Here is a 17,754-nt window from a genome sequence, read left to right as displayed (position 1 = left end):
GTCGCACCCAAGTTGAACCCGGATATTAAGGACATAAAGCCGCGGCTCACCGAAACGATCTTGGCGCGGCACACCAAGGCTGTTTCAGTTGTCCGCATGATCTGGTTTATAACCGCCATCGTTCTCACCATCGGCATCTCATTTTGCTGCTCCATGCTTGAGGCGATGATTCTCAGCACCAACGTCATCGAAATCGAGGCGCTCAAGGCCAAAAACACCCGCCACGGCGAAACCCTTGAGAAACTCAAAAACTCCGACGAAACCATCTCCGCAATCCTCTCCCTCAACACCATCGCCAACACCCTCGGCTCCGTCATCGTGGGCGGTCTCGCCGCGCACCTCTTCAACAGCACCGTCGTCGGCGTCGTCTCCGTCCTCCTCACCATCTGCATCCTCATCTTTTCCGAGGTCATTCCCAAAAATATTGGCGTTATTCATCGCGTGAAACTCCAGCCGGTCATGGTTTATCCGCTGCTCACGCTCTGCCGCGTGCTGCGCCCCGTCACCTATTTCTGCAACCTTGTCCTCCGGCTCTTTATCAAAAAACCCGCGCCCAGCAGAACGTCGGACGACGAGATCATCCTCCTCGCCGAGCGTGGCGCGCAACAGGGCGCGATCACCCATCACGAGTCCGACATCATCGCCAACACCCTTTCGCTCGACGAAGTGCGCGTCGGCGAAATCATGACTCCGCGCACCGTCGTTGCCATGCTTCCCCGCGACGCCACCGTCGGCGAAGTCTTCAAGACCCGCTCCAACATTCCTTTCGGCCGCATGCCCGTTTACGACAAAAACATCGACGACATCGTCGGCATCATCCGCCGCCGCGACCTCCTCAAGGCCAAGGCCGCCGACCAGGACAGCGAACTCGTCGGACGCCTCATGCAGGAGGCGCACTTTGTCCCCGAAACCGTCACCGCTTCCAGCGCCCTTCAAACCATCCTCAAGGTCCACCAGCAACTTCTCGTCGTCGTCGATGAGTTCGGCTCCACCGCCGGCGTCGTGACGATGGAGGACATCATGGAACACATCCTCGGCCACGAGATTTTCGAAAAAGACGACGTCGCCGTCGACATGCGCGAACTCGCCCGCCGCAAAGTGAAAAAGGCCGAAGGGATGAAAAACTGAGCGGATCGGAAAGCCAGGGGCCGGAGCGTGCGCGCAGTTTTTCCCGAAACGGCAGAACCGCGTGAACGCATAAACGCTATTGCCGTGACACCTTGAAAAACGCGATCATGCCGCCGCTAGTTTTCACAGCCGGCGCAACTGCGCTCGTTCATTCACTTCCTTTAATCCCTCATTCCCATGCCAGCATTGCAACGCTCCAGCTTTCAAAAACAAATCGACGGCAAACAGGCGGACCTGTTTGTCATGCGCAACAACAAGGGCGTCGAAATATGCGCCACGAATTACGGTGCGCGCATTGTGTCGTGGCTCGCGCCCGATCGCGGCGGCAACATGGAGGACATCGTCCTCGGCTACGAAAGCGTGCAGGATTACATCGACTCGAAGGAGCCGTATTTCGGCGCGGCCATCGGCCGTTTCGGCAACCGCATTGCCAACGGTAAATTCACACTCGACGGCGTCGAATACACCATCCCGATCAACAACGCCCCCAACGCCCTCCATGGCGGACCGGCCGGGTTTCAGTCCATCGTGTGGGATGCGCGACAGGTCAATCCGGCCACGGTTGAATTTCGCCTGCTCTCGAAAGACGGCGACCAGGGCTTCCCCGGCAATCTCGCCGTGACGATGACCTACGCGCTCACGGACGACAACGAACTCAAAATCAGCTATCGCGCCACCACCGACAAACCCACGGTCATCAACCTCACGCATCACTCGTTCTTCAACTTGCACGGCGCGGGCAACGGCAGCGTCAACGACCACATCCTCACAATCAACGCCGACAACTACACTCCCGTGAGCAGTGCGTTGATTCCCACGGGGGAGATGGCTTCGGTCTCCGGCACGCCGATGGATTTTCGCCAGCCGACCGTCATCGGCGCGCGTGTCGACGCCGACTTTGAGCAGCTCAAAAACGGCGCCGGTTACGATCACAACTGGGTGCTGAACAAACCAGGCGGTGGCCTTCAATTCGCGGCCAAAATCATCGAGCCCAAAAGCGGCCGCGTGCTCGAAGTGCGCACGACCGAGCCCGGCATGCAATTCTACGGCGGCAATTTTCTGAACGCCTCGCTCAAGGGCAAGGGTGGCAAAACGTATGATGCGCGCACCGCGTTTTGTTTTGAAACGCAACATTTCCCCGACAGCCCGAATCAGAAAAATTTCCCCTCCACCGTGCTGCGCCCCGGGGAAACCTACACGCAGGAATGCGTGTATAAGTTTTACGCGGAGTAACAGTTTCCGCCTCATTTTTAGGCAGGGCGGCTGGCTGAATGTCGCCAACCGCCGTGTTTGATTCCCGCGGTTCCCGGCGCGCCCGGCGGCGCTCCTTATCCGCTAAGGCCTGAAACTCACTCGTAAAAGACGTTACAAGCTGTCGCCGAAATCCTGGCGGAACTTGGCGGCGAGTTTTTGCGGCCAGTCGCTGTTGGCTGCGAGGCGTCCGTTGAAGAAGCGCAGCACCGTCGGCTCCTCAACGAAATGGATTCCGCCGATCAGGTTGCGGTTCTTGTAAAGCCAGGCGAGGCGGTCCTCGACATACTTCACTTGCGAGAGCGTGAAGACGCGGCGCGGCATCGCGAGGCGCAGTAGCTCGGCGTCGGCGAGGATGTCGTGGCCGTGCACGTCGCGCACGCTGGACATCGTGCCTCGCTCCATGCCGCGCACGCCGGAGGCGATGTAGAACGCGGTGGCGAGCGCGCCGGCGGGATAATCCTTTTGCGGGATGTGCGGCAGGAAGCCCATCGCATCGACGTGGCAGCCCAAGCCGCCGGCGGGCGTGACCACGGGGATGCCGAGTTTCTCAAGGCGGCCCACGAGATACTCGATGAAGAGCGGGCTTTGCGACATGACGGTCTCGTCGGTCGTCTCGCGCAGGCCGACGGCCATCGACTCGATTTCGCGCACGGAGATGCCGCCGTAGGTGAGGAAGCCCTCGAAGAGCACGACGAGGTTTTTCATCTGGTCGATGATTTCCTTGTTGTTCGAGCAGATGCCGCCGCCGCGCGACGAGCTGACTTTGCGCGCCGAGAAATAAACGATGTCGGCGAGGTCGCACATTGTGAGGAGGATTTTTGCGACGCTGGCGTTCTTGAACTCCGCCTCGCGCTGCTTGACGAAATAGGCGTTCTCACCGATGAGGCTCGCGTCGAGCACGAGCAGGATGCCGTGCTTCTTCGCGATGGCGCGCACGGCGCGCATGTTGGCGATTGAGAAGGGCTGGCCGCCGATGAGATTGGTCGAGGCCTCCATGCGGATGAAGGGGATGTTGCCCGCGCCGTGCGTGGCGATGGACGCCTCGAGCTTGGCGATGTCGATGTTTCCCTTGAACGGGTTCGTGCTTTTGATTTTGAGCGCGTCGTCGCTGAGGATTTCCACGATGCGCCCGCCGTTGCGCGTGATGTGCGCGAGCGTCGTCGTGAAGTGGTAGTTCATCGGGATGACGCTGTTGGGTTTCACGAAATGTTGCGCGAGAATGTTTTCGCAGGCGCGGCCCTGGTGCGCGGGGAGGAGGTATTTTTTGCCGAACACCTCCTCGACGGCGGACTGGAGGCGGGCGAAGCTTTGCGAGCCGGCGTAGGCGTCGTCGGCCTGCATCATGGCGGCGATCTGGTTGTCGCTCATGGCGTTCACGCCGGAGTCGGTGAGCATGTCGAGGAAGACGTCCTTGGTGCCGAGCTGGAAGGTGTTGAAGCCGGCCTCCTGCATGGCGGCGAGGCGGCGCTCGACGGGCACGAGGTGGAGCTTTTGCACGACGCGCACCTTGTGCAGTTCGAGCGGGATGTGCTCGCCGCTGAAGAACTTTACCTTGGGCGAGGCGTTTGAGGCATCCGTCGCGGATGCGGCGGACGGGGTTTTGGAGGTGGATTTTGCGGAGGCTTTTTTCATGGAAATGACAGGTGAATTGTTTGTTGGGGGACTATTTTTTCGCGTAGCCGACGGAGTTGGCGATGACGGCCCATTGCGTGTTTTTAAGCGAAATCGCGGGGCCGAGTTTTTCGCGGTCGATGTTCATGCGCGTTCCGGTGGCAAGGCCTTCGGAGGCGCAATGAAGGTAGATGTTTTGGGCGATGAAACCGGCGTTGACCGCGGCGACCTCGCGTTTTGCGGCCTCGGTTTTTTGAGAGAGTTTCGAGAGGTTGGCGACGAGCACCAGTGTGACGGGCGCGTCCTTGACGAAGGATTGCGTGCCGCCGAGTTCGCGGACGTCCTTGCCTGCGGCGACGGCCACGAGAGCGTGGGCCTTGGCGTCGTAGCGATAAGCGCCCTGCTTGAGGAGCACGTAGATGTCGATTTCCTGCTTGTTGTTTGCCGAGGGCGCGGTGCGTTTGCCGTCGGCGCGGTTGAGGCCCCATGCGGCCCAGAGGAGGTTGGAAAGTTGTTGCCGCGAAAGCTTGCGCTTGGAATCGAAGCTGCGCGAGGTGGAGCGCTTCGCGAGCGCGTCCATGAGCGGCATGCCGCCGTTTTTTTGCGGGGAGGGAAGGGCGATGTCTTGCGCGGAAAGCGCGGTTGCGGTGGCTGCGAGCACGCACAGCGCGGCAACAAGGGAGAGTGTTTTGGCGAGGGTTCTCATGGGAAAAGAATTTGAAATGCTGACAAATCCGCCCCGTGCCGCAATGCGGAAATAAAACACGAGCGCTCCCGGGGCATTACTTGAGCAGTTTCTTGGGGATTTTGCGCACGGTGGTGAACTTGGCGCGGAAGAGTGTCTCTAACACCTCGAGTGTTTCGGCGGGGATGCGCGCCTTGAGGCTCTCGAGCGAGGGAAGTCCGGATGCGTCCTGCTCCTCGGGGTCTTCGCCGGAGTTTGCGGAGGACATCGCGGATGCGGCGGCGGCCTGGTCGGCGAGGTAGGCTTGCTCGGCCTCGGCGTCGAGCCACGGCGGGATGTCGTCATCATAATTGCCGGCGTCGGTCGCGGTCGCATAGTCGCCGGCGTTTTCCCGTGCGTAGGGCGGCGCGGCGTCCTCGGCATCGGCGAGTTCGGACGCGGCGCGGGTTTCCTCGATTTGGTTTGCGACTTTGTTGGCGAGCGTGCCGCCCCCGAGGTTGCCGGCGATGAATGGCATGGCGGCGCTTTTTTCGCGGTCGCGGCGCGCCTTTTCGTTGTAGTCCGCGAGCGCGACGGCGAGGCGCGACTCAAGCGTCTCAATCAGGTCTTTTTTTTTTCGCTGTTGGAATCGGCCGCGCTTGAGGCGGGCGTTTCCGGGGCGGGACTTTTCCCGGCGAGTTCGGTGAGTTCCTTGATGAGAGAATCGATTGCGCGCGCGCGGCTCGCCTCGATTGCCTTGAGGAGGGTGACTTCGAAATTGATTTTTTCGGCGAGGCCGAGCTTGACCGCGCCCTCGCCCTCGCGGAGTCCGTCGAGGAGGCGGGTGATTTGCTCGGTGGTCATTTTGACGCCGCCGAGTTGCTCGCTGTAACCGCCTTTGGCGATGGCGTCGATGAGGGCGTTGCGGACGACGGCTTGCAGGTCGCTGAGGAGGCGCACGAGGTCGCGGCCCTGATGGTCGCACTCGTCGATGATGGCGATGAGTTTTTGGTGGTCGCCGGCGGCGAGCGCGGCGGCGAGCGCGGCGATTTTTTCGCCCGAGACGAGGCCGTAGACGTCGAGCACATCGGATTCCTCGATGTCGTTGCCGCAAAAGGAAATCATCTGGTCGAAGATGGATTGCGCGTCGCGCATGCCGCCGTCGGCCATGCGTGCGATGCACTCGTAGGCGGCGTCGGAGGCTTTGATTTTTTCCTCGTCGCCGATTTGTTTGAGACGCTGGATGATGAGGTCGTTCGGGATGGGCTTCAGGTCGAAGCGCTGGCAGCGGGAGACGATGGTGGGGAGAACTTTTTGCGGGTCGGTGGTGGCAAAGACAAATTTGACGTGCGGCGGCGGCTCCTCGAGGGTTTTGAGAAGCGCGTTGAACGCGGCGGTCGAGAGCATGTGCACCTCGTCGATGATGTAGATTTTGAATTTTCCCTGCGCGGGCGCGTATTGCACGGTTTCGCGAAGATCACGGACCTGGTCCACGCCGTTGTTTGAGGCGCCGTCGATTTCAATGACGTCGAGGTGCGATCCGTCGGCGATGGATTTGCACGCGGGGTCGTTGGGGTCAAAGTCGGCCTTCGGGCCGTCGGTGCAGTTGAGGGCCTTGGCGAAGATGCGCGCGGTGGATGTCTTGCCCGTGCCGCGGGGGCCTACAAAGAGGTAGGCGTGCGCGATGCGGTTGCGCGCGATGGCGTTTTTGAGGGTTCGCACGACATGGTCCTGCCCGACGACATCGTCGAATGTCTGCGGGCGCCACTTGCGGGCTATGACTTGGTAGGTGGAGGACATTGTGCGGGATGGGGCGGCGTGCGGATTGAGAAAAGTGGAAACGTGAGTTCAGGACGCGGAAATGGAAACGGCAACAAAAAGGTGCCGTCCGGGCGGTTTATTGCGGGAATTTTTTCCCGCGGACGGCGGCGGCGTAGTCGGCGAAACCCTGGTGGTATTGCGCGGCGGCGTCGGCGAATTTATGCGCGAACGAGGGCACATAGCCGGGTGTGAGCCCGAGGAGATCGGGCGCGACGAGGACTTGTCCGTCGCAGTGCGGCCCGGCTCCGATTCCGATGACGGGGATGCCGACGGCCTCGGTGATTTTGCGCGCGGCTTCGTGGTCGGTGAGTTCGAGAAGGAGCGCGAATGCGCCCGCTTTTTCGAGCGCGCGCGCGTCGGCGATTAGCGATTCGGTTTCTTCGGGGGTGGAGCCGAATTTCTTGTAGCGGCCGAGCGCGAGGACTTGCTGCGGCTTGAGGCCGATGTGACCCCACACGGGAATGCCGGACGCGATGATGCGCGCGACGGCGGGGGCGAGTTCGACGCCGCCCTCGATTTTTATGGCATCGACCCCGGTTTCCTGCATGAGGCGCTGGCACGAGGCGAGCAGCCGGTCGTGCCCGTAGTGCGCCTCGGCGAAGGGGAGGTCGACGGCGACGAGCGCCTCGGGGCGCGCGCGCGTGACGGCGGCGGCGTGATGGCACATCATGTCGAGCGTCACCGGCACCGTGGTTTCAAAGCCGAGCATGGTGTTGCCCACGGAGTCGCCGATGAGGATGATGTCCACCCCGGCTTCGCTGGCGTAGCGCGCCGTGATCGCGTCGTAGGCAGTGACGGCGACGATGGGTTGTTTGCCCTTGAGTTTGCGAAGTGTGTGCGTGGTGAGTTTCGGCATCGGTGTGAAAGTTACAGACTACGGATTACAAATTGCGAACGGGGACGCAAGCGGCGGGCGCCGTGCGCGGCTTACTTCAGGAATGCCGGGATGTTTTCGCCGGCGATCATGTTGTCGAAAGTTTCGCGGGCGTTGATGAGGTCGAAGGTCGCGCCGTGCGCGAGGACCTCGGCGGGCATGCAGCGCGAGTTGTAGCGGCTGGCCATCGTGTAACCGTAGGCGCCGGCGCTCATGAAGGCGACGTGCTCGCCTTCGCCGAGTTGCTGGATGTCGCGGTCCTTGGCGAAGCAGTCGCCGGTTTCGCAAATGGGGCCGACGATATCGGCGGTGATGGCGGGGCGCGATGTGTTGCGACGGAGCGGGACGACTTGGTGGTGGCTGTCATACATCGCGGGGCGCATGAGGTCGTTCATGCCGGCGTCGAGGACGAGGAAGTTTTTCCCCTGGCCGCGCTTGAGGTATTCGACCTGGGCGAGGAGCACGCCGGCGTTGCCCACCATGAAGCGCCCGGGTTCGACGAGGACTTTCAGGCCGAGCGGCTTCAAGATCGGCGCGAGCGCGGCGCCGTAGGATTCGGGCGTGATGGGGCGCGCGGCCTCGGGCTGGTCGTCCCACCATTTGCGCGCGCCGCTTTCGAGCGCGTCTTGATAGACGATGCCGATGCCGCCGCCGATGGAGATGTATTCGATGTTGTGGCGCGCCTTGAGTTCTTCGGCGAGCGCGGCGAGCTTTTCGGTGGCCTCGACGAACGGGGCGATGGAGGTGAGCTGCGAGCCGATGTGCATTTGCACGCCGCGGATGGCGATGTTGGGATATTCGGCGGCGGCGGCGTAGGCGGACGCGGCTTGCGCGATGGGGATGCCGAATTTGTTATCGGCCTTGCCGGTGTTGGTTTTGGCGTGGGTGAGCGCGTCAACGTCGGGATTGATGCGAAACGAAATCGCCGCCTTCACGCCGAGTTTGCCGGCGACGTGGTTGATGCGGATGAGCTCGGGCTCGCTTTCAACGTGGAAGGCGTGGATGCCCGACTCGAGCGCGAGACGGATTTCGGCCTCGGATTTGCCGACTCCGGCGAAGACGCTGCGGGTGAGGTCGGCCCCGGCGGCAAGCACGCGGCGCAGTTCGCCCCCGCTGACGAGGTCGAAGCCCGCGCCGAGGTTGGCGAAATGGCGGAGCACGGCGATGCTGGAGTTGGCCTTGACGGCGTAGCACACATGCACGTCGAGGTCGCCGAGGCCGCCGATGATGCGGTTGTAGTTGTCCGCCATCGTGGCGGCGCTGTAAACGTAGGTGGGCGTGCCGTAGAGCTGTGCGACGGCGGCGAGATCGACGGACTCGCAGTGGAGGTTGGAACCGGTGTATGAAAAGTGGTGCATTTGCGTGCTTTGAATCGTGAAAAAGGAAGGAATGTTTGGCTGTTTTGCGGGCGCGTGGCGATGCGCAAAAGCGAGGCGGAATAAAAAGTGAAAAATTTGCAGTTTTGCTGTTGAAAAAACGAACCCAGGGCGTCCATTACTAATACGTCCTCGCCGCAATGATTTTCCGAATGCTCAGAAACCTTTTCCGCCGTCCAGCGATCCGCATGGGTCGCGTGGATAATTCGCGGATTCGGAGGACCGCGATTCGCAATTCGGGCTTTGTGAGTTTTATCTCGGAAAACGGCTGTGTGACGCGCAAAAGCACGGATCATCACGAGTCGCGCATGAGGCGGTTGCGTTTTGCCAAGGTGGTCGCGTATCTGGCGCTGGGCGCGGGCGGCACATGGGTGATCGTCGAAAGCGTGCGCGCGCTGACGCTGTTCTGAGAGCGACGATAGGACTAATAGGGCGCATAAGACCGATAAGATGCGGCGGTGACACGTTTTCTGTTGTCCCACGGGTCTTATTGGTCGTAGAGGTCTTATTATCCCATTTCCCCATGACCGCTTGCCCCGATGCCGATTCCGATGGCTTTTTACCGCCGCACGGTGGCTATAAAAACCTGAAGAGTTATTCGAAAACGGTCATCATTTACGATGGCACCGTGCTTTTTTGCCGGCGTTTCCTAGACAGGGATTGGCGCACTACTGACCAGATGGTGCAGGCGGCACGCTCCGGAAAACAAAATATCGTGGAGGGCAGTGACGCTTCCGGCACATCCAAGGAAACTGAAATCAAACTTACCAATGTTGCGCGTGCCAGCTTGCGCGAATTGCTTGAGGATTACGAAGACTTCCTTCGCACCCGTGACCTCACGCTCTGGGACAAAAATAGCAGGGAGGCCCTTTTCGTGCGCAAGCTCGGGCGCGTTCGCAACGACGACTATGGAACATACCGCGGGTTTCTTGAAACCCGTTCCTCGGAGGTCGTCGCCAATATTCTCATCTGCCTCATTCATCAGGCGCGGTATTTGCTGGGACGCCAGATCAGCAGCCTCGAAAAAACCTTCGTCTCGGAAGGGGGCATTCGCGAGCGCATGACTCGCGCGCGTCTTGAGTTTCGCAATAAGCAAAAAACAACGTCCGCAGAAAAACGGCCGCCGGCAAAATAATGAACACGGAAACGCCAAACCCGGTTGAGAACCAGCCCGTCAAGACAACGCAGCCACGGCATCCGGGGATGATTGAGTCAAAAAAACCGCCGCGAAAATCGCGGCGGTTTTTGCATCAGTTGAAATTTCAAATGCGCGTGTTTCGCACGTCTTACTGTGCGGCCGGGGCGGCCGGAACTGCGGCGGCGGGCTCGGGGGCTTGCGGCGGGGTGATTTCGAGCAGCTCGACTTCGAAAACCAATATCGCATACGGGGGAATCGACGGGGGCGGGCGCTCGCCATAGCCGAGCTCGGACGGGATGTAGATTTTGATTTTGCCGCCTTTGTTGATTTTTTGAAGTCCCTCGGCCATGCCGGGGATGACACCGGTCAGCGAAAACTCGGCGGGTTGGCCGCGTTTGTAAGAGCTGTCGAACTCGGTGCCGTCAACCAGCGTGCCGGCATAGTTGATCTTCACGGTGTCCGAGGCGCTCGGATAGGCGCCTTCGCCGGGCTTGATGACTTCATACATCACGCCGCTGGGCAGCGCGACCACGCCGGTCTTGGCCTTGAGATCGCCGAAAAACTTCGCGGCGGTTTCGTCCGCCTTCGCCTTTGCCTTGGCTTGATAGGCCATTTGGCGGGTCATGATGACACGCTGCATGTCGGCTTGGATTTTCTCCTGGTCGTAAGGAGCGGGCTTGCCCTCGAAGCCTTGGCGGGTGCCTTTGATCATCGCCTCAACGAGTTCGGGTGTGGGCTCGAGTTCGTTGATGGGCATGTTCGAGGCCACGAACCAGCCGAGCATTTCAAATACTTGCGTGTCGGTAAATTGCGGCGCGGGGGCGGTTTCGGGAGCGGCGGCCGGAGCGGCAGTCGCGGGTTCTTGCGCGTGGAGGCCGGCGGCGAGTGCAAGCGCCAGCGCGGGGATGGTGATGATGTGTTTTAATTTCATGCAGGTTGAATTCTTTAAGGGATGGTTGGAAAACGGTTTTTTCTTTTGGTGCCGTGATTTGTGCTTGGATGCAGGAGCGGGAGGCGGATGGCAAAGCTATTTCTCATGGAGTTGCGGGGCGCGCAGTCCGTCAGAAAAACTTTTTCGCCTTGTCGAAGAAGCTCTTGGAGGGTTCGTGCGGGTCGCCCATGGCTTGCGCGAATTCCTCCAGTTTTTTGCGCTGTTCCGAGTTGAGGGAGGTGGGCACCTCCACTTGCACGCGCACGAGCAGGTCGCCGTGGCTGCTGTTGTGGCGGAGGTTGGGCATGCCTTGTCCCCGGACTCGGAAAATCTTTCCGGTTTGCGTGCCGGCGGGAACTTTTAGCGAGACTTTGCCAAAAAGCGTCGGCACTTCGATGGAGCCGCCGAGCGCGGCGAGCGTGAACTTGATCGGAATTTCACAATACAGGTCGTCGCCCTCGCGCTGGAAGTGGTCGTGCTCGGCCACCGAAATATCCACGTAGAGGTCGCCGGGCTTGCCTCCGTTGACCCCGTCCTCGCCGTGGCCGTATGAGCACAGGCGGGTGCCGTTGTCCACGCCGGGCGGGATTTTCATGTGCACGGTGGTGTTTTTCGGCACGCGGCCCTCGCCCCGGCAGATGCTGCACGGTTTTTCGATTTTCGAGCCGGAGCCGCCGCAGGTCGGGCAGGTTTGCGTGAAGGTGAAGATGCCGCCGGAGCGCCGCACCTGGCCCGCGCCGCCGCAGGTTGGGCAGGTGACGCGGTTCGAGCCCGGCTCCGCGCCGGAGCCGCTGCAATGTTCGCAGCGCATGGCCTTGCGAAAGGTGATGTCTTTTTCAACGCCGCGCGCGGCGTCTTCGAGCGTGATTTCGAGTTCGTAGCGCAGGTCGGAGCCGTCGCGCCTGCCGTCGTCCTGTCCGCGCCTGCGTCCGCCGCCTCCAAAAAACGTCTCGAACACGTCACCGCCCACGCCTCCACCCATGCCGCCAAAAACCTCGTTGAAGATGTCGCGCGCGTCGTGGAATCCGCCGAATCCGCCCGCGCCGAACCCGCCTCCGCCCCCTCCGCCGCCTTGCTGGAACGCTGCGTGGCCGTAGCGATCGTAGGCCGCGCGTTTCTGCGGGTCCTTGAGCACTTCGTAGGCTTCGGAGACTTTTTTGAACTTCTCCTCGGCTTCCTTGTTTCCCGGGTTTTTGTCGGGGTGGTATTGGACGGCTTTTTTGCGGTAGGCCTTTTTCAGGTCTTCCTCGGAGGCGCCTTTTTCTACGCCGAGCAAACTGTAATAATCTTCCTTGGACATGGTGACGGCGCTTCGCGCCTAGTGTGCAATAATGGTGAATGAAAAGTGGTGGGTGGCGGGTGGCGGGCGCATTAATCCTCGCTTTGCGCGGGCCCGTTTTTTTCGTCGGGTTTGCCGCTGGAAACAACCACCGACGCGGGGCGCAGCACGCGGCCGTTGAGTGTGTAGCCGACGCGGAACACTTGCAGCACATGGCCGTCGGCGATGTCCGCGCTGGGTTGCATGGCGATGGCGTCCTCCTGGTGCGGGTCAAATTTCGCGCCGGGCGCGGGATTGATTTCCTTGAGGCCGTGTTTGCCGAGCGTGGATTTGATTTGGTTGAGCACCATGTCCATGCCCTCGATCACGCTCGCGATTTCGGTGCCGGGTTTTTTTGCCGCGTCGAGGCCGAGCGCAACGGCCTCTATTATTGGAAACATGTCCTCGAGCACGCGGCTGGCGGCGTATTGGCGGAGCTCGTCTTTTTCGCGCAATGTGCGGCGGCGGAAGTTTTCGAGGTCGGCGACGGCGCGCACGTAGCGGTCGTAGTTGTCGGCGGCCTCTTTTTTTGCGGCGGCAACCTGGTCCTCGGCCGGCGCGGCTTGTGTTTTCGCGCCGGTGTTTTCGGCGGCGGGCTCCGCTTGCGAGGCGGGGGCGGCGGCGTTTTTGGGCTCGTCGGCGGGCGCTTCGGCTTGGTTTTGGGAATTAGCTTTGTTTTCTGACATGATTAAAAATGATGAGGCACGGCGGCGTGCATGCGTAGTGAGGCGCGTTTTGGCAAACCGTCCCGTTGCCAAAGCAGAAGGGCTTCGCAAGCGAAGCCCCTTTGCGCAAGCCTGAATGCGTGACGCGTTATTCCTTCTTCTTTGACTTGAGTTTGTCGAGCAAACTTTGGACCGCGCCGCTGGCAGCCTCCTCGGGATTGTCGAGCACCTTGATGCCGCCCTTGAGCACCGAGTCCACGCTCTGGCCAAACTCGCCCGGAATCAAGTCGCTGAGCTGGCTGCCCACGCCGAGCAGGCTCTTGGCGAGGTCGGTCGTCATGAACTGCTTCGGCTCGGTGATGTTTTCGTAGGAATGCTTGTAGTTGATCGTGTAATCGCGGCTGGAGGTCGCGCCGTCGTCGGCCTCGGTGGCGACGACAACTTTGCCGACATTCACGTCGAGCTTCTTGATGAGGAAATTCACCGGCTTCGATGGCTCGGCGGGTTTTGTTTCGGGGTCCTTGCCGGCGGGCGCGGTCGACTCGCCCATGAGCCGCCCGGCAAAAAGCGCGGCGTTCGAGGGCGCGTCATTGGCGCGGCGCACGAGCGTGACCGAGGGCAGGTCGAGCGTGGCGCTCTCCACCACGATGCGATCCGACATCAGCGAAAAGACCGACACCTTGCCGTGCAGCGCATGCAGGTCAACGAAGCCCGGCGTCTTGAAATCGCTTGCTGGGTTTGTGATCACGAATCCGTCGATGACGAGGTTTGCGGTGAACGGATTGAGCGAAAGCTTTTCAATTTTAACCGTGTAGCCCGTGCGTCCCTCGATCTGGCTTCGCACGATGGGCTTCAGGCAGAAGATGCACACGATCGCGACCGCCGCCACGACGACGACGACCAGTGACACAAGCCCGATGATTAGTTTCGCAAGCAGGCTTTTTTTCTTTTTGGGAGTTTCCTTGGACATGATGAATAGTGTTTGAAGGTTGGAACGACGCGAAAATTCTATGAACGCGCGTTGTTACAGCACCCGGGCGGTCTCGGAAAGAACCATTTTGCAAAACGGTCATTTTAACCGGATATTTCAAGGGGGCTTCGCGCGCCGGGGCGCTTTATGCGGGGGGCGATGCAAACGCGCTGGCGCAACGCGCATTTTGTGTTCTTAATCCGGCGCACACAAACAAATGCCCGGTCACATCCTCACCATTTGCACCGCCAATATTTGCCGAAGCCCGATGGCCGAGGCGCTGTTGCAACACGCCTTGCTCGGCCAGTCGGAGCCGTTGAAATCGCTCAAGGTCGTTTCCGCCGGCATCGTGGCGCACAGGGGCGAGCCGGTTTCGGAAAACTCGGTCGTCGCGCTCAAAAAAGTGGGCGTTGACCTGTCGGGGCATCGCGCGCAGCCGCTCACGCGGGAGCTGGTCGAGGACGCGCTGGCGATCTTTTGCATGACCGAGTCGCACCGCGCGGCGATCCTGATGAACTTCGACCCGCCGCCCAGGCACTTGTATTTGTTTCGCGAGTTTTTGCCGGGAAACGCGAGCCGCGAAATCGCCGATCCCTTCGGCGGCCCGATCAAGGTTTACGAGGCCAGCCGCGACGAGATGGTCGAGGCGATTCCGTCGATCGTAAGCTTCCTTCGCGGCCTGGTCGCGGAGAAGAAAGGGTAGCGCGGGGCGCCCCGCCTTACGGCAGTGACTCCAATTCGCGCAGCGCGTCCGCCGCGATCCAGCGCGCGGCCTTGGTATCCATTTTCCGAATACGCCTTGCCTCGGCGATGGCCGCGCGGCGTAGGCGAGGGTTGCGTTTTCCGATTTGCCGCAGCGCCCAGTTGACCGCCTTGCGCACAAAATTCCGATCGTCGTTCGCCTCGCGCCGGATGACCGGCAGCCATGCGAGGAATGTAGTGTCGGGCTCGTCCTTTGCGTGGACGGCGAGCGAGGCCATCAGGGCGAAGCCGGCGCGCTTAACAAAGGTGTCCTTCGCGGCATTGCGCGCGCTCCATTGCGCGGCTTTTTCAAAGGCAAACGGCGCGCGCCGGAAAAGGTGTATGCAGCAAATGTCGCAGATGTCCCACGAGTCGAACGTCCGCGCCCACGCGTCCATTTGGCGGCGGGTGACTTTTCCCGGATCGCCGGTGAGCGCCGCCAGCAAACGCGCCTCGTGTATGGGCGGAGTGATCGCCCATAACGCGAGCGAGAGCTCTTGATCGCGCCGGTGCCCGCGGGCGAGCTGGCGCAAATACGCCATGCTCACGCCCAGTTGTTCCGTTGAGGGCGTGATGCCGAACCGTCGCTGCCCGTCGACATTGTGCTGGGAAAATTGCGCGCGGATTTTCGCAACGAGTTCGCCCGCCAGCAGGCGCGGATTTTTTGCGGGAGGGACCGGGGCTTTGCTTTTTTTCATGCAGTTCGATTGTTTTTCGCAGAAAGACGATTTGCTGAAAATAGAAAAGCCCCAAAAAGCCATTGACACCCGCGTTCGCGCCTCACAGCTTTCACGACTCTTGATTTGTTGCAGGGTGGAGCAGCCTGGTAGCTCGTCAGGCTCATAACCTGAAGGTCGTTGGTTCAAATCCAACCCCTGCACCCAATTTCCAATAGCCCTCCCATCTGCTCGGGAGGGCTTTTTTTGCGGGCGTTTTTTTAGGGGGCGCGTCGTCCGCGCTCAATAGACGTCTCGCTGGTAGCGTTTGTCTTTTTTCAGATCCTTGACGTAATCGGCGGCCGCGGCTGCGTCCATGTTTCCTTGCTGGGCGATGATTTCGAGCAGGGTGGCTTCGACATCCTTGGCCATGCGCTTGGCGTCGCCGCAAATGTAGAAATGCGCGCCGTTTTTAATCCAGTCCCAGAGTTCGGCGGCGTTTTCCCGCATTTTATCCTGAACGTAGATTTTTTGTTGCTGGTCGCGCGACCACGCGAGTGTGAGCTTGGAGAGCTGGCCCTTGGCGAGGTAGTTCTGCCATTCCAGCTCGTAGAGGAAATCGGTGTTTTTGTGCTGGTCGCCAAAGAAGAGCCAGTTGCGGCCCCTGCACTGGGATGCGACGCGGTCCTGCATGAACGCGCGGAAGGGCGCGATGCCGGTGCCGGGGCCGACCATGATGATGTCCTTGGACGTGTCCCGCGGCGGGGCGAAGTGCGAGTTGGAGATAAAAATGGGGACGGACGCCGTGCCGAGCCCCGCGCGATCGGCAAGAAACGTGGAGCACACGCCGACACGTTCGCGGTTGTTCATCATGTAGCGAAGGACTGCGACGGTGAGGTGGATTTCGTCGGGGTGCTGTTTTGACGAGGACGCGATGGAATAAAGCCTGGGCATGAGTTTGCGCAGGTGATCGACAAGCTCTTGCGGCGCGAGCCTTGCGCTGCGGAATTCGCCGAGGATGTCAACGTATTCGCGCTCGGCGAGGTAGGCGGCGAGCTGTTCCCTGGCTTCCGGGGCGAGCAGTCCGGCGAGGCGTGTTTGTTCGCCGGCGTCGGTGGCGCGGGCGGCGAGAGCTTCGAGTATTTTGCCCGTCGGTCGGGTGAGCGAAAGTTTTGAGAGCAGCGCCTCGTGAAGGGAAACGGGCGCGGGGAGTTTGAGGAGCGCGGGCGAGACGGGCTCGTCGCCGTTTGCGCCGAGCAGGTTGATGATTTCGGCGACATCCTGCGGGCGGTTTTGCGGGTAAACGCCGAGCGAATCGCCCGCTTCATACACGAGGTTGCTGCCTTCGATGCTGATGGCGACATGCCGGGTTTCCTTTGCGGAGCCGACGCGATTAAGCCGCCGGTTTTCCACAACTTTGGCGTGGAAAGGGTTGTCCTTTGTAAAGGCGGAGGCGGTTTCGACTGCTGAAGACATGATTAAGGACGAGTAAAAAAAATGGGCTTGTTGTCGCGCAAGTCTTAGTTTTCCGGTTATTTATTCGAATATGTAGTCTGCGCAAATTTTGACGCGTTTTGGTGCATGGGCGAACGGGAACGCAATGCCACCGATGCGCGCCTTATTCGTGGTTGGCGAGGGTTTTGCGTCCGGGCCAGAGCGCCCACATGAGGATGGCGGCGGCGGCGGAGACGTTGAGGGACTCGACGTTGCCCGTGCCGGGAATTGTGACGAAGCGCGTGCACGCGGCGGCGACATTGGCGGAGAGTCCGGTTTCCTCGTTTCCGAGCACGAGCGCGACGGGGCGGTTGGGGCCGATTTCGCGCATGGCCTTGGAGACGGGCGATTTTGAGGCGACGGCGGCGCCGGCGACATTGTAGCCGGCGTCGGCGAGCGCGAGGCACAGGCCGGGCAGGTCCCACACGCGGAAAATGTCCACGTATTGCATGCCGCCCTCGGCGATGCGGTAGGCGGACTCGCCGGGGAGCGCCTGTTGCTGGTCGTCGGCGAGGACGATTTTGCGAATGCCAAAAAACGCGGCGGTGCGCACGAGCGCGCCGAGGTTGTGCGCGTTGCCGATGCGGTCGAGGATGAGGACGCCCTCGCGCGCCTTGGCCCAGTCGGCGACTTCGTCGAGGGTGGGCTCGCGGAGTTCGGGCGCGGCGATGATGGCGACAACGCCGCCGTGATGAACGGTGCCGGAGATTTTCTGGAGTTCGGGGGCGGGCACCATGCGATAGGGGCGTTTGTTTTGCGCGAGGTAGCTCGCCATTTTGCCGAGGCGCGAGGAGGCGGGCGCGTCGAAAAAGAGGCGTTTGATCGAATCGGGATTTTGCTTAAAAAGCGCCGTCACCGAGGCGGAGCCGCAAACGGGAATGTCTCTGGGTCGCATCATTCGGAATTTTTTTGAGTCGCACATGCACGCGAATGCGCGCGGTTGTGGCAATCAAAGAAATGCCCGCCCGCCAAATGCCCGCCGGTTCGCTTGTGAAAAAGCCGGGCGTGCTTTTTAGCCGGCGCCCGCCCCTTGAGGTTTTAGAAAAACACCCTCTCTCTGCTCTCGACCTTGGACGAAAGGAACATATCTTGGCGCGCACAATCCATTTATTC

The 17,754-nt window shown here is 60.9% G+C and carries 18 protein-coding genes and 1 tRNA gene; 6 read left to right on the top strand and 13 right to left on the bottom strand.

What is annotated here, in order from left to right; translation table 11 throughout:
* Positions 1–96 precede the first annotated feature (96 nt).
* Positions 97–1,128, top strand: a complete 1,032-nt coding sequence (locus M2103_RS02495; RefSeq protein ID WP_277508532.1) for a hemolysin family protein — start codon at positions 97–99, stop codon at positions 1,126–1,128.
* Between the two features lie 177 nt (positions 1,129–1,305).
* Positions 1,306–2,361 carry an aldose epimerase family protein gene (locus M2103_RS02490; RefSeq protein ID WP_277508531.1) on the top strand — a complete coding sequence of 352 codons (1,056 nt, stop codon included), beginning with the start codon at positions 1,306–1,308 and terminating at the stop codon, positions 2,359–2,361.
* Between the two features lie 132 nt (positions 2,362–2,493).
* Here the strand turns inward: M2103_RS02490 and M2103_RS02485 are convergent, their stop codons facing one another.
* The 6 genes from M2103_RS02485 to lysA all read right to left on the bottom strand — a co-directional run bounded on the left by M2103_RS02485 (position 2,494) and on the right by lysA (position 8,710).
* Positions 2,494–4,014, bottom strand: a complete 1,521-nt coding sequence (locus tag M2103_RS02485) for a tryptophanase (protein WP_277508530.1) — start codon at positions 4,012–4,014, stop codon at positions 2,494–2,496.
* Between the two features lie 31 nt (positions 4,015–4,045).
* Positions 4,046–4,699 (bottom strand): SagB/ThcOx family dehydrogenase, encoded by a 654-nt coding sequence (locus M2103_RS02480; protein WP_277508529.1) that lies wholly within the window; start codon positions 4,697–4,699, stop codon positions 4,046–4,048.
* A gap of 76 nt (positions 4,700–4,775) precedes the next feature.
* Positions 4,776–5,195, bottom strand: coding sequence for a hypothetical protein (locus M2103_RS02475; RefSeq protein ID WP_277508528.1), 420 nt, complete (start codon positions 5,193–5,195; stop codon positions 4,776–4,778).
* 83 nt (positions 5,196–5,278) lie between these two features.
* Positions 5,279–6,457: a DNA polymerase III subunit gamma/tau gene (dnaX, locus tag M2103_RS02470; RefSeq protein ID WP_108824181.1), complete on the bottom strand. Its 1,179-nt coding sequence runs from the start codon at positions 6,455–6,457 to the stop codon at positions 5,279–5,281.
* 97 nt (positions 6,458–6,554) lie between these two features.
* The gene (gene panB, locus M2103_RS02465) at positions 6,555–7,334 is read right to left on the bottom strand and encodes a 3-methyl-2-oxobutanoate hydroxymethyltransferase (protein WP_277508527.1); all 780 of its coding nucleotides are present in this window, start codon (positions 7,332–7,334) and stop codon (positions 6,555–6,557) included.
* A gap of 71 nt (positions 7,335–7,405) precedes the next feature.
* Positions 7,406–8,710 carry a diaminopimelate decarboxylase gene (gene lysA, locus M2103_RS02460; protein ID WP_277508526.1) on the bottom strand — a complete coding sequence of 435 codons (1,305 nt, stop codon included), beginning with the start codon at positions 8,708–8,710 and terminating at the stop codon, positions 7,406–7,408.
* Positions 8,711–8,973: 263 nt separating this feature from the next.
* On the opposite strand from lysA, the gene M2103_RS02455 reads away from it, so the two are divergent.
* Positions 8,974–9,138 (top strand): hypothetical protein, encoded by a 165-nt coding sequence (locus M2103_RS02455; protein WP_277508525.1) that lies wholly within the window; start codon positions 8,974–8,976, stop codon positions 9,136–9,138.
* A gap of 113 nt (positions 9,139–9,251) precedes the next feature.
* Positions 9,252–9,863: a four helix bundle suffix domain-containing protein gene (locus M2103_RS02450; protein ID WP_277508524.1), complete on the top strand. Its 612-nt coding sequence runs from the start codon at positions 9,252–9,254 to the stop codon at positions 9,861–9,863.
* Between the two features lie 151 nt (positions 9,864–10,014).
* Here M2103_RS02450 and M2103_RS02445 read toward each other — a convergent pair whose 3' ends face one another.
* From M2103_RS02445 to M2103_RS02430, 4 genes are all read right to left on the bottom strand, one after another.
* Positions 10,015–10,797 carry an FKBP-type peptidyl-prolyl cis-trans isomerase gene (locus M2103_RS02445; RefSeq protein ID WP_277508523.1) on the bottom strand — a complete coding sequence of 261 codons (783 nt, stop codon included), beginning with the start codon at positions 10,795–10,797 and terminating at the stop codon, positions 10,015–10,017.
* Positions 10,798–10,927: 130 nt separating this feature from the next.
* Positions 10,928–12,097 carry a molecular chaperone DnaJ gene (gene dnaJ, locus M2103_RS02440; RefSeq protein ID WP_277508521.1) on the bottom strand — a complete coding sequence of 390 codons (1,170 nt, stop codon included), beginning with the start codon at positions 12,095–12,097 and terminating at the stop codon, positions 10,928–10,930.
* A gap of 71 nt (positions 12,098–12,168) precedes the next feature.
* The gene (locus M2103_RS02435; protein WP_277508520.1) at positions 12,169–12,801 is read right to left on the bottom strand and encodes a nucleotide exchange factor GrpE; all 633 of its coding nucleotides are present in this window, start codon (positions 12,799–12,801) and stop codon (positions 12,169–12,171) included.
* A gap of 127 nt (positions 12,802–12,928) precedes the next feature.
* Entirely contained in the window at positions 12,929–13,750 is an 822-nt protein-coding gene (locus tag M2103_RS02430) for an AsmA family protein (protein ID WP_277508519.1), read from the bottom strand.
* Between the two features lie 217 nt (positions 13,751–13,967).
* On the opposite strand from M2103_RS02430, the gene M2103_RS02425 reads away from it, so the two are divergent.
* Positions 13,968–14,453, top strand: coding sequence for a low molecular weight protein arginine phosphatase (locus M2103_RS02425; protein ID WP_277508518.1), 486 nt, complete (start codon positions 13,968–13,970; stop codon positions 14,451–14,453).
* A gap of 16 nt (positions 14,454–14,469) precedes the next feature.
* Here M2103_RS02425 and M2103_RS02420 read toward each other — a convergent pair whose 3' ends face one another.
* Positions 14,470–15,189 (bottom strand): DNA alkylation repair protein, encoded by a 720-nt coding sequence (locus M2103_RS02420; RefSeq protein ID WP_277508516.1) that lies wholly within the window; start codon positions 15,187–15,189, stop codon positions 14,470–14,472.
* 109 nt (positions 15,190–15,298) lie between these two features.
* On the opposite strand from M2103_RS02420, the gene M2103_RS02415 reads away from it, so the two are divergent.
* Positions 15,299–15,375: transfer RNA gene (locus M2103_RS02415), tRNA-Met, on the top strand.
* A gap of 75 nt (positions 15,376–15,450) precedes the next feature.
* On the opposite strand, the gene M2103_RS02410 is transcribed toward M2103_RS02415, so the two are convergent.
* Complete coding sequence (locus tag M2103_RS02410) at positions 15,451–16,623, bottom strand: sulfite reductase subunit alpha (protein WP_277508515.1); 1,173 nt, start codon at positions 16,621–16,623, stop codon at positions 15,451–15,453.
* 142 nt (positions 16,624–16,765) lie between these two features.
* Entirely contained in the window at positions 16,766–17,539 is a 774-nt protein-coding gene (locus tag M2103_RS02405) for an RNA methyltransferase (protein ID WP_277508514.1), read from the bottom strand.
* Positions 17,540–17,754 lie beyond the last annotated feature (215 nt).

Source organism: Ereboglobus sp. PH5-5, from assembly GCF_029504805.1.
Classification (GTDB): Bacteria; Verrucomicrobiota; Verrucomicrobiia; order Opitutales; family Opitutaceae; genus Ereboglobus.
The sequence above is the reverse complement of the archived record's forward strand: the minus strand, read 5'-3'. Positions and strand labels throughout refer to the sequence as shown.